The 13,643-nt window shown below is 58.5% G+C and carries 14 protein-coding genes and 1 tRNA gene; 9 read left to right on the top strand and 6 right to left on the bottom strand.

All coding sequences use genetic code 11. From position 1 onward, the window contains the following. Positions 1-23 precede the first annotated feature (23 nt). The 3 genes from phrB (at position 24) to JFU37_RS28900 (ending at position 2,789) form a co-directional block, all read left to right on the top strand. On the top strand, positions 24-1,526 hold the full coding sequence (gene phrB / locus JFU37_RS28910) for a deoxyribodipyrimidine photo-lyase (protein WP_201120613.1): 1,503 nt from the start codon (positions 24-26) through the stop codon (positions 1,524-1,526). Positions 1,527-1,577: 51 nt separating this feature from the next. After that, a complete protein-coding gene (locus tag JFU37_RS28905; RefSeq protein WP_201120542.1) occupies positions 1,578-2,360 on the top strand; it encodes an SDR family NAD(P)-dependent oxidoreductase in 783 nt (260 codons plus the stop codon). 123 nt (positions 2,361-2,483) lie between these two features. Further along, on the top strand, positions 2,484-2,789 hold the full coding sequence (locus JFU37_RS28900; RefSeq protein WP_201120541.1) for a YkgJ family cysteine cluster protein: 306 nt from the start codon (positions 2,484-2,486) through the stop codon (positions 2,787-2,789). Positions 2,790-2,922: 133 nt separating this feature from the next. On the opposite strand, the gene JFU37_RS28895 is transcribed toward JFU37_RS28900, so the two are convergent. From JFU37_RS28895 to hemA, 6 genes are all read right to left on the bottom strand, one after another. Next, complete coding sequence (locus JFU37_RS28895) at positions 2,923-3,441, bottom strand: acyloxyacyl hydrolase (RefSeq protein WP_201120540.1); 519 nt, start codon at positions 3,439-3,441, stop codon at positions 2,923-2,925. 123 nt (positions 3,442-3,564) lie between these two features. Beyond that, positions 3,565-4,356: a glutamate racemase gene (murI, locus tag JFU37_RS28890; protein ID WP_201120539.1), complete on the bottom strand. Its 792-nt coding sequence runs from the start codon at positions 4,354-4,356 to the stop codon at positions 3,565-3,567. Further along, on the bottom strand, positions 4,349-5,104 hold the full coding sequence (locus tag JFU37_RS28885) for a molybdopterin-synthase adenylyltransferase MoeB (protein ID WP_201120538.1): 756 nt from the start codon (positions 5,102-5,104) through the stop codon (positions 4,349-4,351). Before JFU37_RS28885 ends, murI begins: the two co-directional genes overlap by 8 nt. Beyond that, positions 5,098-5,928, bottom strand: coding sequence for a peptide chain release factor N(5)-glutamine methyltransferase (prmC, locus tag JFU37_RS28880; protein WP_201120537.1), 831 nt, complete (start codon positions 5,926-5,928; stop codon positions 5,098-5,100). Before prmC ends, JFU37_RS28885 begins: the two co-directional genes overlap by 7 nt. Next, positions 5,929-7,011: a peptide chain release factor 1 gene (prfA, locus tag JFU37_RS28875; protein ID WP_201120536.1), complete on the bottom strand. Its 1,083-nt coding sequence runs from the start codon at positions 7,009-7,011 to the stop codon at positions 5,929-5,931. It abuts the gene before it with no gap. After that, positions 7,008-8,297 (bottom strand): glutamyl-tRNA reductase, encoded by a 1,290-nt coding sequence (gene hemA, locus JFU37_RS28870; RefSeq protein WP_201120535.1) that lies wholly within the window; start codon positions 8,295-8,297, stop codon positions 7,008-7,010. Before hemA ends, prfA begins: the two co-directional genes overlap by 4 nt. Positions 8,298-8,572: 275 nt before the next feature. Between hemA and JFU37_RS28865 the strand changes: the two genes are divergently transcribed. From JFU37_RS28865 to JFU37_RS28840, 6 genes are all read left to right on the top strand, one after another. Then, positions 8,573-10,297, top strand: coding sequence for a tetratricopeptide repeat protein (locus tag JFU37_RS28865; protein ID WP_201120534.1), 1,725 nt, complete (start codon positions 8,573-8,575; stop codon positions 10,295-10,297). Positions 10,298-10,301: 4 nt separating this feature from the next. Further along, positions 10,302-10,919, top strand: a complete 618-nt coding sequence (gene lolB, locus JFU37_RS28860) for a lipoprotein insertase outer membrane protein LolB (RefSeq protein WP_201120533.1) — start codon at positions 10,302-10,304, stop codon at positions 10,917-10,919. A gap of 2 nt (positions 10,920-10,921) precedes the next feature. Then, positions 10,922-11,773 (top strand): 4-(cytidine 5'-diphospho)-2-C-methyl-D-erythritol kinase, encoded by an 852-nt coding sequence (ispE, locus tag JFU37_RS28855; RefSeq protein ID WP_201120612.1) that lies wholly within the window; start codon positions 10,922-10,924, stop codon positions 11,771-11,773. Positions 11,774-11,809: 36 nt separating this feature from the next. After that, positions 11,810-11,884 (top strand) — tRNA-Gln (locus JFU37_RS28850). 46 nt (positions 11,885-11,930) lie between these two features. Then, positions 11,931-12,872 (top strand): ribose-phosphate pyrophosphokinase, encoded by a 942-nt coding sequence (locus JFU37_RS28845; RefSeq protein ID WP_003208392.1) that lies wholly within the window; start codon positions 11,931-11,933, stop codon positions 12,870-12,872. 142 nt (positions 12,873-13,014) lie between these two features. Next, positions 13,015-13,614 (top strand): 50S ribosomal protein L25/general stress protein Ctc, encoded by a 600-nt coding sequence (locus tag JFU37_RS28840; RefSeq protein ID WP_201120611.1) that lies wholly within the window; start codon positions 13,015-13,017, stop codon positions 13,612-13,614. Positions 13,615-13,643: the final 29 nt, after the last annotated feature.

The following is a 13,643-nucleotide window of genomic DNA, read 5'->3' as shown; positions in this document are numbered from 1 at the left end:
GAATGGATCGTGCGGGGACCACCATGCAACTGATCTGGCTACGCAGCGACTTGCGCCTACACGACAACACCGCCCTTTCGGCCGCGACAGCCCTCGGCCCGAGCGTCGCGGTGTATCTGCTGAGCCCGCAGCAATGGCGAGAGCACGACGATGCGCCATGCAAAGTGGATTTCTGGCTGCGCAACTTGAGCGAGTTGAGCCGTATGCTGGGCGAACTGAACATTCCGCTGCTGATCCGCAAGGCACCGCGCTGGGATGAAGCACCCGAGGTTTTGCTCGATCTGTGCCGGCAGCTGAAAATCGACGCGGTACACGTCAACGAGGAATACGGGCTTGATGAAACCCGCCGTGATGCAGCGGTGGCCGACACGCTGAACGCCGAGGGTATCGATTTTCACCGCTACCTCGATCAACTGCTGTTCAAACCCGGCACCGTGCTGACCAAAACCGGCACCTGGTTCCAGGTCTTCAGTCAGTTCCGCAAAGTCTGCTACGACCGTCTGCGTCGTTCGTTGCCGAGTCTGGTGCACAAACCCGGGGCTCAGGCACCGTTGAACATCGACAGCGACAACGTTCCCTCAACCGTCGAGGGTTTCGAGACGCCCAGCGACAGGTTGCGTGCCCTCTGGCCGGCCGGTGAAGCCGAAGCGCTTCGCCGTCTCGACACCTTCATCGACGCCCAAATCGACGACTACAGCAACGAACGGGATTTCCCGGGGAAACCCGGCACCAGCCAGCTCTCGGCGTATCTGGCGGCCGGGGTGATTTCCCCTCGCCAGTGCCTGCATGCCGCCGTGCAAAGCAATCAGGGCGAGTTCGAAAGCGGCAAGGTCGGCGCCGTTACCTGGATCAACGAGTTGCTTTGGCGCGAATTCTACAAACACGTTCTGGTGGGCTACCCGCGGGTCTCTCGCCATCGCGCCTTTCGCCCGGAAACCGAAGCGCTGGCCTGGCGCGATGCCCCGGAAGAACTCCTGGCCTGGCAGCAAGCCCGCACGGGCTTGCCGATCATCGACGCGGCCATGCGCCAATTGCTCGAAACCGGCTGGATGCACAACCGCTTGCGCATGGTGGTGGCGATGTTCCTGACCAAGAACCTGCTGATCGACTGGCGCGAAGGCGAGCGTTTTTTCATGCGTCATCTGATCGATGGTGACTTGGCGGCGAACAACGGGGGCTGGCAGTGGAGTGCCTCCACGGGCACCGACTCGGCCCCCTACTTCCGGATTTTCAACCCACTGAGCCAATCGGAAAAATTCGATGCCGAAGGTGTGTTCATCAAGCACTGGCTCCCGGAGCTGGCCGGCCTGAACGAAAAAGATGTGCATAATCCGGCAAACCTTGGCGGGTTATTCGGCGGGGTGGATTATCCCCCACCCATGGTCAATCTCAGTACTTCGCGCCTGCGAGCGCTGGCCGCGTTCAAAAATCTGCCATCGCGACAAAACGCAGGAGGAAGTTATGAGAGACTTCCTGCAGCGCTTTACCCGGCAGTTCGTGGACCTGGGCATAGGCTTTCGTTATGAACACTTACCCCTATTGGGCCGGGCGATTGCCTGACTGAAAAGGAGAATGGGATGAGCTTTACACCTCCACGACGCTATTGGTTGACCGGCGCCAGCAGCGGAATAGGCGCCGCGCTGGCCGAAGAAATACTGAAAACCGGCGCCCACCTGGCCGTCAGTTCACGCACGGTGCCACCATTGAAAGTCTTGTCCCAGCGTTATCCGGGGCAACTGCTGGTGGTGGCTGGCGATCTGACCAACAGTCAGACCGTGCGCGAAATCGGCGAGCAGATTGCCGAGGAGTGGGGCTCACTGGACACAATGATCCTCAACGCCGGCACCTGCGAATACGTTGATGCCAACCAGTTAGATGCCTCGATCGTCGAGCACGTGGTGCGTACCAACCTGCTCGCCAGCAGCTATTGCATCGAAGCGGCGCTGCCCTTGTTACGGACGGGTATCGCGCCGCACCTGGTGGGCGTCGCCAGTTCAATCACTTACCTGCCGTTGCCGCGGGCCGAAGCCCATGGCGACTCGAAAGCCGGGCTACGTTATTTGTTCGAGTCCCTGCGCATTGACCTGGCCCCGGAAGGCATTGACGTCACCGTCGTCCATCCAGGGTATGAAGACACGCCGCTGACGGTTGAAAATGACTTCCCGATGCCGCTCAGCTGGCCCGTGGATCAAGCCGCGCGGCACATTTTCAGCAAGCTCAAGAACCGTCCACCGGAGATAGCATTCCCCGCGCTGTTCATGGCCGACTTGTGGCCCCTCTCAAAAATGCCCAACCGGATGAAACTGGCGATCGGCAAGCGCATGGTGCGCAGTCATCCGCCCATCAAGGACACACCGTGAATCGCCATTATCGGCCGTTATCTTCCCCGGTGGCATGGCCAGCAGGCTCGAGTACGGTTGCCGCGACTGAACGTCTGTCAGCCCTTTCACACAGCACCGAGCCACTGCCTTACACTGCGCGCCATGAAAACCATTCCCCACCTGCAAATCGCCGAACCGGCGATCACTTGCTCGACGTGCGCAGCCTGTTGCTGTCAGCTCGAAGTGATGTTGATCACCGATACGGGCGTGCCCGAACGATTTATCGATACCGATGACTGGGGTGGGGAAGTCATGCTGCGTCTGGATGACGGCTGGTGCGCCGCGCTGGACCGCAACACGATGCTGTGCACCATCTACGAAAAACGCCCGCTGATCTGTCGGGAGTTCGAGACGGGCTCGCCGGAATGTATCGACGAGCGCCAGGGGATTACCACGGTGTATCGCTGAAATCGAAATCACCTTGCCCCCCTGTAGGAGCGAGCTTGCTCGCGAAGGACTTGAGAGCAACGCGTTTATTCAGAAAAAACGCGTTATCGTTAACGTCCTTCGCGAGCAAGCTCGCTCCTACAGGGTCGGGTGTTTACAACGGCATCGTGTAATGCAGTGCGTAGCTTTCTACGCCGTCGTTGTGAATGCTCATACTTGCGTTGGAATAGTGCGTCGCACGAATCCCGACTTCATGTCCGCCCGCAAAGCGCAGACCAAAGCCGAATCGGTCTTCGAACTGAAAAGCGCCACCGAGGTTGTTGTTTTCAACTTCGCTATGAGCGAACACCGCCACGCCAATCCCGGCCTCCAGGTACGGCTTGATGTTCTGACCGGCAAACTCGTAAACAAACACTGGCGAGAACGACAGGCTGTGGTTGCTGGAAGTCTTGTCACCTTCCCAGTAGGTGTAGGCGCCACTCCAGTAACCCGTCACACGACCGACGTCACTCTGCAGCCAACTCTGGTCCCAATCAAATTGCATACCCAGTCGATAGGTCATGGTCGAATCGCGGGTGTGGCCGACCGCGAACTCCACGCCTGCCGCCTGTGCGGTAAAACTTTGCCCCATCAGTGCGGCCGCAATCGCGGCCAAGCAGAATAGTCGCTTCATTAGAAACATCCTTTTCCGAACGATTTCGTATGGTTTTTTTGTTGCTCAGCAGCACTAAAGCTAAAGAAGTCGACGCGTAACCGGAAGTTCACCCCAATGACTCGTGTTTCCCCAAAATTTTAATTACCCCTCAAAGCTTCGCACAACGCCAGCGGTATTCCACAGTATCGGCAGGATATTTCTGAAATGTTCTGGATCGGAACTCGTCCAGAACTGCGCGGCACGAACAGGCCCCTCGGCCAGTAACTCACGCTCGGCCAACAGGCGCTGAAGTTGCCGCGCGACAGCGGCGCCAGTGTCAATCAAGCTGATGTCCTCAGGGATCATCTGCTTAAGCAATGGCTTTAGAAAGGGATAATGCGTGCAGCCGAGAATTATCGTGTCGCACCCGACGGCCAGCAGCGGTTCGACATATCCGGCCAGCAACTGGCGCAGGGCGGGACTGTGGAGATCGCCGTTCTCAATCAACTCCACCAACCCCGGACACGGTTGAGTGATAACCCGCACATCAGTGGCAAAACGGTCGAGTAATGCGGCGAACTTGGCACTTTGCAATGTGCCGGTGGTGGCGAGCACCCCGACGACGCCGCTGCGAGTGGCGGCGGCCGCCGGCTTGACGGCCGGTTCCATGCCGACGATGGGCCACTCGGGATAATCGCGTCGCAGGTCCGCAACCCCGGCGACAGTCGCCGTATTGCAGGCCAGTACCAAAGCCTTGGCGCCCTGCTGTTGAAAAAAACCGGCCATCACGCTGCAACGATGGCGGATGAACTCCGGGGTTTTCTCGCCGTACGGAACGTTCCCGCAATCGGCGACGTACAGCAGCGACTCATTGGGTAGCAAACGCTGGATCTCGGCCAGCACCGACAGGCCACCGACACCGGAGTCAAACACGCCGATCGGCGCTTCACGCATGTGCAGTACCACAGACACTGCAACCCGGATCACGCTTGACGCGCAATTCACGGAAGCGTGTACCCAAGGCATCAATCAATAACAGGCGCCCCACCAGCGGCTCACCAAAACCCGCCAAAAGCTTCAGGGCTTCCAGCGCCTGGAGACTGCCAACCAATCCCACCAAAGGCCCCACGACGCCGGCTTCGCTGCAGGTCAATTCGGCTTCAGTACCGTGCCCGTATAAGCAGTGGTAGCACGGGCTCTCCGGACGGCGCGGGTCAAACACTGACAACTGACCCTCCAGGCGAATCGCCGCGCCGCTGACCAAGGGTTTGCCGGCGGCCACACACGCAGCATTGACCGCTTCGCGGGTAGAGAAATTGTCGGAGCAATCCAGTACCAGATCCACGGCGGCCACGGCGGCGGCCATCGAATCTTCGTCCAGCGCCGTGCGATGGGCAATCAATTGAATCTCGGGATTGATCGCGCTCAATCGGCGGATCGCCGAATCAACCTTGCTCACACCCACGCTGTCGGTGTCGTGAATGATCTGGCGCTGCAGGTTGGTCAGATCGACGGTATCGAAATCCGCCAGATGCAGTTCACCGACACCCGCGGCGGCCAGGTAAAGCGCCACAGGCGAACCGAGACCGCCGAGGCCGACGATCAGCACACGGCTTTGTTTGAGTCGCAACTGGCCGTCGATATCGACGTGCTGCAACAGAATCTGCCGGCTGTAGCGCAATAATTCCTGATCATTCAGCACGGCAGGCGCCCCAGGCTGATACGTTCGTGACCGCCCAGATCGGTGCGGCTGTGGACGGCTTCAAAGCCTTGGGTCAGCAGCAAATCACGCACCGCCGCGGCTTGATCGTAACCGTGTTCGAGCATTAACCAGCCCCCGGCTTCGAGGTGAGCCGGTGCCTGGGCCGCGATCAATCGCAAATCGTCGAGCCCGTCGACGCCGGCCACCAACGCACTGGCCGGTTCGAAGCGCACGTCGCCCTCCACCAAGTGCGGATCGGCCGACGCGATGTAGGGCGGGTTGCTGATGATCAGGTGAAAACGCTGACCTTCCAGCGCGCTGAACCAATGACTGCTCAGCACGGTGGCGTTGTTCAAGTGCAGGCGCTGACGATTGCGCTCGGCCAGGGCCACGGCTTCCAGTACGCGATCCACTGCGGTGACGGTCCAGGCCGGACGCTCGCTGGCCAGGGCCAACGCAATGGCGCCACTGCCGGTGCCGAGATCGAGGACGTTGGCCGGGGTCGCGGGCAGCAACTCCAGCGCAGCCTCCACCAACAGCTCGGTGTCGGGACGCGGGATCAACGTGTGCGGCGCGACTTCCAGATCCAGCTTCCAGAAACCCTGCTGCCCCAGAATGTAGGCCACCGGTTCACCGCCACGACGACGCTGCAAATACTCGGCAAATATCAGTGCCGCTTCGCTCGGAACGATACGTTCCGGCCACGTGTGCAAAAAGCTGCGGGACTTGCCCAACGCCGCCGCCAGCAGCAATTCGGCATCCAGGCGCGCGCTGGGCGAATCGGGCAAATCGGCGGCGCGCAGCAAACTGGCAATGATCGTCATTTACTCACCTATCGCAGCCAATTGGTCGGCCTGGTACTCGGCCAGCAACGGCTCGATCACCGCATCGACACCACCCGCGAGGATTTCGTCGAGGGAGTACAGCGTCAGGTTGACCCGGTGGTCGGTGACCCGGCCCTGGGCAAAGTTGTACGTGCGAATCCGCTCGGAGCGATCACCCGAACCCACCAGCAATTTACGCTCACTGGCGATGGCATTGGCAGCGGCGCTGGTCTGCTGGTCGTTCAGCTTGGCCGACAGCCAGGACATCGCCCGGGCACGGTTCTTGTGCTGGGAACGTTCTTCCTGGCACTCGACGACGATACCGGAGGGCAAGTGGGTGATGCGGATCGCCGAGTCGGTCTTGTTGACGTGCTGACCGCCAGCACCCGAGGACTTGTAGGTATCGACCCGTATATCCGCCGGGTTGATCTCGATCGCTTCCTGTTCGTCCGGCTCTGGCAACACCGCGACGGTGCAGGCCGAAGTGTGGATGCGTCCCTGGGATTCGGTGGCCGGCACACGCTGTACGCGGTGCGCGCCGGATTCGAACTTCAGCTTGCCATAGACGTTATCGCCTTCGACCCGGGCAATGACTTCTTTATAGCCGCCGTGTTCGCCGATGTTCTCCGAGAGAATTTCCACCCGCCAGCCACGCCGCTCGGCGTAACGCGAATACATGCGGAACAGGTCGCCGGAAAAAATCGCCGCCTCGTCACCGCCGGTGCCGGCACGGATTTCGAGGAACACGTTGCGCCCGTCGTTCGGGTCCTTGGGCAGCAGCATGCGTTGCAGACTGGCTTCGATTTCGATCAGTTGCTCTTTGGCTTCGCGAACTTCTTCCACGGCCATTTCGCGCATGTCCGGGTCGCTGTCTTTGAGCAGTGCCTGAGCGCCTTCGAGGTCACCTTGCACTTTGAGCAACTGTTTATAGGTGTCGACAATCGGCTCGACTTCCGCGTACTCCTTGGAATAGGTGCGGAATTTGTTCTGATCGGAAATGACTTCGCCGTCGCCAAGCAAGGCGGTCAGTTCCTCGAAACGGTCCTGGAGGATGTCCAGCTTATTGAGCAGTGACGCTTTCATTGCGGTTTTTTATCCGAAAAGCTATCCGATGAGCCCTCACCGAGGGCAAAGAGTTCCTGGGCCATGGCCAGTGCGTCGAGGCGACCTTCGGCAGAAAGCTTTTTCAACTGCACGCTCGGTGCGTGCAAGAGTTTGTTGGTCAAGCCCCGCGCCAGTTGCACCAGCACGTCTTCGGCGCTGCTGCCGTTGGCCAGCATCCGCTGGGCTTTCTGCAATTCTTCGTCACGCATGCGCTCGCTTTGTTGGCGATAGGCCTTGAGCACATCCACCGCCGCCAGCTCGCGCAAGCGGACCATGAAATCTTCGGCACCGACCGAAACCATCTCTTCGGCCGCCTGGGCTGCACCCTGACGACTCTTGAGGTTCTCGGCGACGACTTCGTGAAGATCGTCGACGCTATAGAGGTAAACGTCGTCCAACTCGCCGACTTCAGGCTCGATATCGCGAGGGACGGCGATATCCACCATAAAGATCGGTTTGTGCTTGCGCAGCTTCAAGGCACTTTCCACTGCGCCCTTGCCCAGGATCGGCAACTGGCTGGCCGTGGAACTGATGACGATGTCGCTGCGCACCAGTTCTGCCGGAATGTCCGAGAGCAATACGGCATGAGCGCCGAATTGTTCCGCAAGAATACTTGCGCGCTCAAGGGTACGGTTGGCCACGACGATGCGTTTCACACCCAGTTCGTGCAGATGACGGGCAACCAGGGTGATGGTTTCGCCGGCGCCGATCAGCAAGGCCTGGCTGCGCTGCAAGTCGCTGAAAATCTGTTTCGCCAGGCTGACGGCGGCAAACGCCACGGACACCGGGTTCTCGCCGATGGCGGTGTCGGTGCGCACTTGTTTGGCTGCATTGAACGTCGCCTGAAACAAACGCCCGAGCAACGGACCGATGGTGCCGGCCTCGCGGGCCACGGCATACGCCGATTTCATCTGGCCGAGAATCTGCGGTTCGCCCAACACCAGCGAATCGAGCCCGGAGGCGACCCGCATCATGTGACGAACTGCCGCATCGTCTTCGTGCACATAAGCGCTCGCGCGCAGCTCTTCGAGGCTCAAATGGTGATAATCAGCCAGCCAGCGCAACACGACATCAGCCGAAAGGTGATCCTGCTCTATATAGAGCTCACTGCGATTGCAGGTGGAAAGGATCGCAGCTTCGCGGCTGTCGGTGAGTCGGCAGAGCTGCTGCAAGGCCTCCACCAGCTGCTCAGGGGTAAAGGCCACGCGCTCGCGGACGTCTACTGAAGCAGTCTTGTGGTTAATACCGAGTGCAAGGAAGGCCATTCAAGGTCGCTGATGGTGACGTGAAGCCGGCAATTGTCCTACTTCGACAGATTCAGAACAACTACCGCTGACTATTGTCCTGCCAGCTTGCGTTTATAAAGACCTTTTTGTAGGAGCGAGCTCGCTCGCGAAGGTCGTTAACGATATCGCGGGCTCACTGGATAAAACGCGTTATCCTCAGGTTCTTCGCGAGCAAGCTCGCTCCTACATGGTTATGTTTGGCCGAAGGCTTGTGTCATGATGATCCGACCGCAGGTTAGTCGTCCTCCTCCTATATGAATAGATCTTCCGCGTTGCTCCTTGCTTTTGTCTTCCTCAGCGGCTGCCAGGCCTTGGCACCCGTTTCGTCGGACGGTACGCCGCCGACCGAAGACAGCACTCCGGCCCCTGAAAAGCCCAAGGTTTATAGCTCATTCAGTGAAGAAACCATCTTCAGCCTGTTGAGCGCTGAATTGGCTGGCCAGCGCAATCGTTTCGACATTGCCCTGGACAACTATGTGACCCAGGCCATCAACACTCAGGATCCGGGCATCTCCGAGCGCGCATTCCGTATCGCCGAATACCTGGGCGCCGATCAGGCTGCCCTGGATACTGCGCTGATCTGGGCGAAAAACGCCCCGGACGACCTCGAAGCGCAACGAGCCGCAGCCGTGCAACTGGCCCGTGCCGGGCGCTATGACGACTCCATGGTCTATATGGAGAAAGTCCTGCAAGGCAAGGGTGACACGCATTTCGACTTCCTCGCCCTGTCCGCGGCCGATACCGACCAGGACACGCGCAACGGCTTGATGAAAAGTTTTGATCGTTTATTGCAACGCCATCCAAACAACGGCCAGCTGATTTTCGGCAAGGCCTTGCTGATGCAACAGGACGGTGATGCCAAGGGCGCACTGACTTTGCTGGAAAACAATCCGCCGGACGAAGGCGAAATAGCCCCCATTCTGCTGCGCGCGCGCCTTTTGCAAACGCTCGATCGTGGCGGGGAAGCCTTGCCTCTGCTGCAAAAAAGCATCAAGAAATACCCGGACGACAAGCGCCTGCGCCTGACCTATGCACGCATGCTGGTTGAACAGGACCGCATGGACGACGCCAAAGCCGAGTTCTCGAGCCTCGTTCAGCAGTATCCGGAAGACGACGAATTGCGTTACTCCCTGGCCCTGGTGTGCCTGGAAGCCAAAGCCTGGGATGAGGCCAAAGGTTACCTGGAAGACTTGATTGCGCGGGAAAGCCACGTCGATTCGGCGCACCTGAACCTTGGCCGAATCGCTGAGGAGCGCAACGACCCCCAAGGCGCACTGATCGAGTACGCCAAGGTCGGCCCGGGCAATGACTATCTGCCAGCACAATTGCGTCAGGCCGATATCCTGATGAATAACGGCAGGACCGCCGAAGCGCAGAGCCGCCTGGCGACGCAACGCGACGAACAACCCGATTACGCGATTCAGCTGTATCTGATCGAAGCCGAAACCCTGTCCGCCAACAAACAGGGCGACAAGGCCTGGAACGTATTGCAGAAAGCCTTGCAGCAATACCCGGACGATCTGAATCTGCTTTATACCCGCGCCATGCAAGCGGAAAAACGCAATGACCTGGCGCAGATGGAAAAAGACCTGCGACTGATCATCAAGCGCGATCCCGACAACGCAATGGCATTAAACGCCCTCGGTTACACGCTGTCGGACCGTACGACCCGTTACGCCGAAGCCAAGGCCCTGATCGAACAGGCTCACCAGCTCAATCCGGATGACCCGGCAGTACTCGACAGCCTCGGCTGGGTGAACTACCGCATGGGCAATCTCGACGAAGCCGAACGCCTGCTGCGCAAGGCGCTGGACCGCTTCCCCGACCAGGAAGTCGCCGCTCACCTGGGTGAAGTCCTGTGGGCCAACGGCAAGCAACGGGAAGCCAAGCAAATCTGGGGCAAGTTCCTCAAGGAGCAACCCGACAGCCCTACCCTGCGCGGCACCATCAAGCGCCTGACCGGATCAGAGACTCTTTAAGATTATGTTTTTGCGCCACATTATCGTTTTCAGTTTCATCGCCCTGCTCGCCGGTTGTGCGGGCTTCGGCGCTCGCGAATCGGTCGAGGGACACGGCAACCCCGCCCAATGGCGGGAGCACAAACAGCAGCTCGCAGGCCTTGATGGCTGGCAAATCAACGGCAAGATCGGCATTCGGGCTCCGAAAGATTCGGGCAGTGGCACGTTGTTCTGGCTGCAACGCCAGGATTACTACGACATTCGCCTCTCCGGCCCCTTGGGTCGCGGCGCAGCGCGCCTGACCGGTCGCCCCGGCAAGGTCTCGCTGGAAGTCGCCAACCAGGGTCGGTATGACGCACCGAACCCGGAAGTCCTGCTCGAAGAACAGCTGGGCTGGAAATTGCCAATTTCCAATCTGGCCTGGTGGGTTCGCGGACTTCCGGCTCCCGACAGCAAAAGCCATCTGACCCTGGATGCCGACAGCCGACTGGCCAAACTGGAGCAGGATGGCTGGCAGGTCGAGTACTTGAGTTATGCCGAACAAAACGGCTATTGGCTGCCCGAGCGGATCAAACTGCATGGCACCGACCTTGATGTCACGCTGGTGATCAAGGAATGGCAACCTCGCAAATTGGGGCAGTGAACATGACAGCTCCGCGCTTGACGCTGCCCTCCCCGGCCAAACTCAATTTGATGCTGCACATCCTTGGTCGCCGTGATGACGGTTATCACGAACTGCAGACAATTTTTCAGTTTCTCGATTACGGCGATGAAATCACCTTCGCCGTGCGCGACGACGGCGTGATTCGTTTGCACACCGAATTCGAGGGCGTCCCCCACGACAGCAACCTGATCGTCAAGGCCGCGAAAAAACTTCAGGCGCAATCCGGTTGTGCACTCGGCATCGATATCTGGATCGAAAAAATCCTGCCCATGGGCGGTGGAATTGGTGGCGGCAGTTCAAATGCCGCGACGACGTTGCTCGGCCTGAATCATCTCTGGCAACTGGGTTGGGACGAAGATCGACTGGCCGTGCTGGGCCTGACGCTGGGTGCCGACGTCCCCGTTTTCGTGCGTGGACACGCGGCTTTTGCCGAGGGCGTGGGGGAGAAACTCACCCCTGTAGACCCCGAGGAACCGTGGTATCTCGTGCTTGTGCCGCAAGTATCTGTAAGTACAGCAGAAATTTTTTCAGATCCGTTGTTGACACGTAACTCTTCTCCCATTAAAGTGCGCCCCGTTCCCAAGGGAAACAGTCGAAATGACTGCTTACCGGTGGTAGCAAGACGTTACCCAGATGTACGTAACGCATTGAATTTGTTAGGTAAATTTACCGAAGCAAAACTCACCGGAACTGGAAGTTGTGTGTTTGGGGGCTTCCCAAGCAAAGCTGAAGCTGATAAAGTCTCGGCCCTTCTGACAGAGACCCTTACAGGGTTTGTAGCAAAGGGAAGCAACGTTTCGATGTTGCATCGCAAGCTGCAGAGTCTGCTTTAAAGGAATCGAGTACTGGGTACTCGTTGCAACAGATACAGGGGCGTCGCCAAGCGGTAAGGCAGCAGGTTTTGATCCTGCCATGCGTTGGTTCGAATCCAGCCGCCCCTGCCATTTTCCTATACTCATCCAGGTTACCCTCAGCCTTCAGGTACTGCGCGTGTCCAAGATGATGGTCTTTACGGGGAACGCTAACCCCGATCTGGCTCGGCGTGTCGTACGTCAGCTGCATATCCCTCTCGGTGACATCTCTGTCGGTAAATTCTCCGACGGCGAAATCACAGCCGAGATCAATGAAAACGTCCGCGGTAAAGATGTCTTCATTATTCAGCCGACTTGCGCTCCGACCAACGATAACCTGATGGAACTGGTAGTGATGGCTGATGCCTTCCGCCGCTCCTCGGCTACTCGTATCACTGCTGTTATTCCTTACTTTGGTTATGCCCGTCAGGATCGCCGTCCGCGTTCCGCACGTGTGGCTATCAGCGCGAAAGTCGTTGCTGACATGCTTACCGTAGTCGGCATCGACCGTGTTCTCACGGTTGATCTGCATGCTGACCAAATCCAGGGTTTCTTCGATATTCCAGTAGATAACATCTACGGCTCCCCGGTATTGGTGGATGACATTGAAGATCAGCGCTTCGAAAACCTGATGATCGTGTCCCCGGACATTGGCGGCGTCGTGCGTGCACGTGCTGTTGCCAAATCCCTGGGCGTGGATCTCGGGATCATCGACAAACGCCGTGAGAAAGCCAATCACTCTGAAGTGATGCATATCATCGGTGATGTCGAAGGGCGTACCTGTATTCTGGTCGATGACATGGTCGATACCGCCGGCACTCTGTGCCACGCGGCCAAAGCCCTGAAAGAGCATGGCGCTGCCAAGGTTTTCGCCTACTGCACACACCCTGTGCTGTCCGGTCGGGCGATCGAAAACATTGAAAATTCCATGCTGGACGAACTGGTGGTGACTAACACCATCCCGTTGTCCGCTGCTGCTCAAGCCTGCTCGCGTATCCGCCAACTGGATATCGCGCCGGTAGTTGCCGAAGCGGTCCGCCGCATCAGCAATGAAGAATCGATCAGCGCGATGTTCCGTTAAGGGCCCTGCCCTTCTCGAATATCTCGTTGACGAAAAGCGCCCCGCCCCGGCATTCCTGTCGGGGCGGGGCTTTTTTGCCCATATCGCCTTTTAGCGCTGGTCGCAAACGCTGGGGCGAATGTGGTTATTTTGGAGATACAACATGAACGATTTTACTCTGAATGCTGAAGTGCGTTCCGACCTGGGGAAAGGTGCGAGCCGCCGCCTGCGTCGTCTCGCAAGCCTGGTTCCAGCTGTAGTTTACGGTGGCGAAAAAGCCCCTGAATCCATCAGCATGCTGGCTAAAGAAGTTGCCAAACTGCTCGAAAACGAAGCGGCTTACAGCCACATCATCGAGCTGAACGTTGGCGGCACCAAGCAAAACGTAATCATCAAAGCTCTGCAGCGTCACCCGGCTAAAGGCCACGTGATGCACGCTGACTTCGTACGCGTTGTAGCTGGCCAGAAACTGACCGCTACCGTGCCTGTACACTTCGTTGGCGAAGCGGCTCCGATCAAGAAAGGCGGCGAAATTTCGCACGTTATTGCTGAAGTCGAAGTATCTTGCCTGCCGAAAGATCTGCCTGAATTCATCGAAGTTGACCTGGCTGATGCCGAAGTCGGCTCGATCATTCACCTGTCCGACCTTAAAGCCCCTAAAGGCGTTGAGTTTGTTGCTCTGGCTCACGGTAACGACCTGGCTGTTGCCAACGTTCACGCTCCACGTGTTGCTCCAGAAGCTACTGAAGGCGCTGCAGAGTAATTTCACTCTGTTCGCCGGAGTGACCGGAA

Source organism: Pseudomonas sp. TH41 (genome assembly GCF_016650695.1).
Taxonomy (GTDB): Bacteria; Pseudomonadota; Gammaproteobacteria; order Pseudomonadales; family Pseudomonadaceae; genus Aquipseudomonas.
Note: the sequence above shows the minus strand (reverse complement) of the source record. Positions and strands in the feature narration are given on the sequence as shown.

Coding starts and splice junctions, on each gene's coding strand:
- phrB (WP_201120613.1), top strand. CDS start 24: ATGCAACTGATCTGGCTACGCAGCGACTTGCGCCTACACGACAACACC.
- JFU37_RS28905 (WP_201120542.1), top strand. CDS start 1,578: ATGAGCTTTACACCTCCACGACGCTATTGGTTGACCGGCGCCAGCAGC.
- JFU37_RS28900 (WP_201120541.1), top strand. CDS start 2,484: ATGAAAACCATTCCCCACCTGCAAATCGCCGAACCGGCGATCACTTGC.
- JFU37_RS28895 (WP_201120540.1), bottom strand. CDS start 3,441: ATGAAGCGACTATTCTGCTTGGCCGCGATTGCGGCCGCACTGATGGGG.
- murI (WP_201120539.1), bottom strand. CDS start 4,356: ATGCGTGAAGCGCCGATCGGCGTGTTTGACTCCGGTGTCGGTGGCCTG.
- prmC (WP_201120537.1), bottom strand. CDS start 5,928: ATGACGATCATTGCCAGTTTGCTGCGCGCCGCCGATTTGCCCGATTCG.
- prfA (WP_201120536.1), bottom strand. CDS start 7,011: ATGAAAGCGTCACTGCTCAATAAGCTGGACATCCTCCAGGACCGTTTC.
- hemA (WP_201120535.1), bottom strand. CDS start 8,297: ATGGCCTTCCTTGCACTCGGTATTAACCACAAGACTGCTTCAGTAGAC.
- JFU37_RS28865 (WP_201120534.1), top strand. CDS start 8,573: ATGAATAGATCTTCCGCGTTGCTCCTTGCTTTTGTCTTCCTCAGCGGC.
- lolB (WP_201120533.1), top strand. CDS start 10,302: ATGTTTTTGCGCCACATTATCGTTTTCAGTTTCATCGCCCTGCTCGCC.
- ispE (WP_201120612.1), top strand. CDS start 10,922: ATGACAGCTCCGCGCTTGACGCTGCCCTCCCCGGCCAAACTCAATTTG.
- JFU37_RS28840 (WP_201120611.1), top strand. CDS start 13,015: ATGAACGATTTTACTCTGAATGCTGAAGTGCGTTCCGACCTGGGGAAA.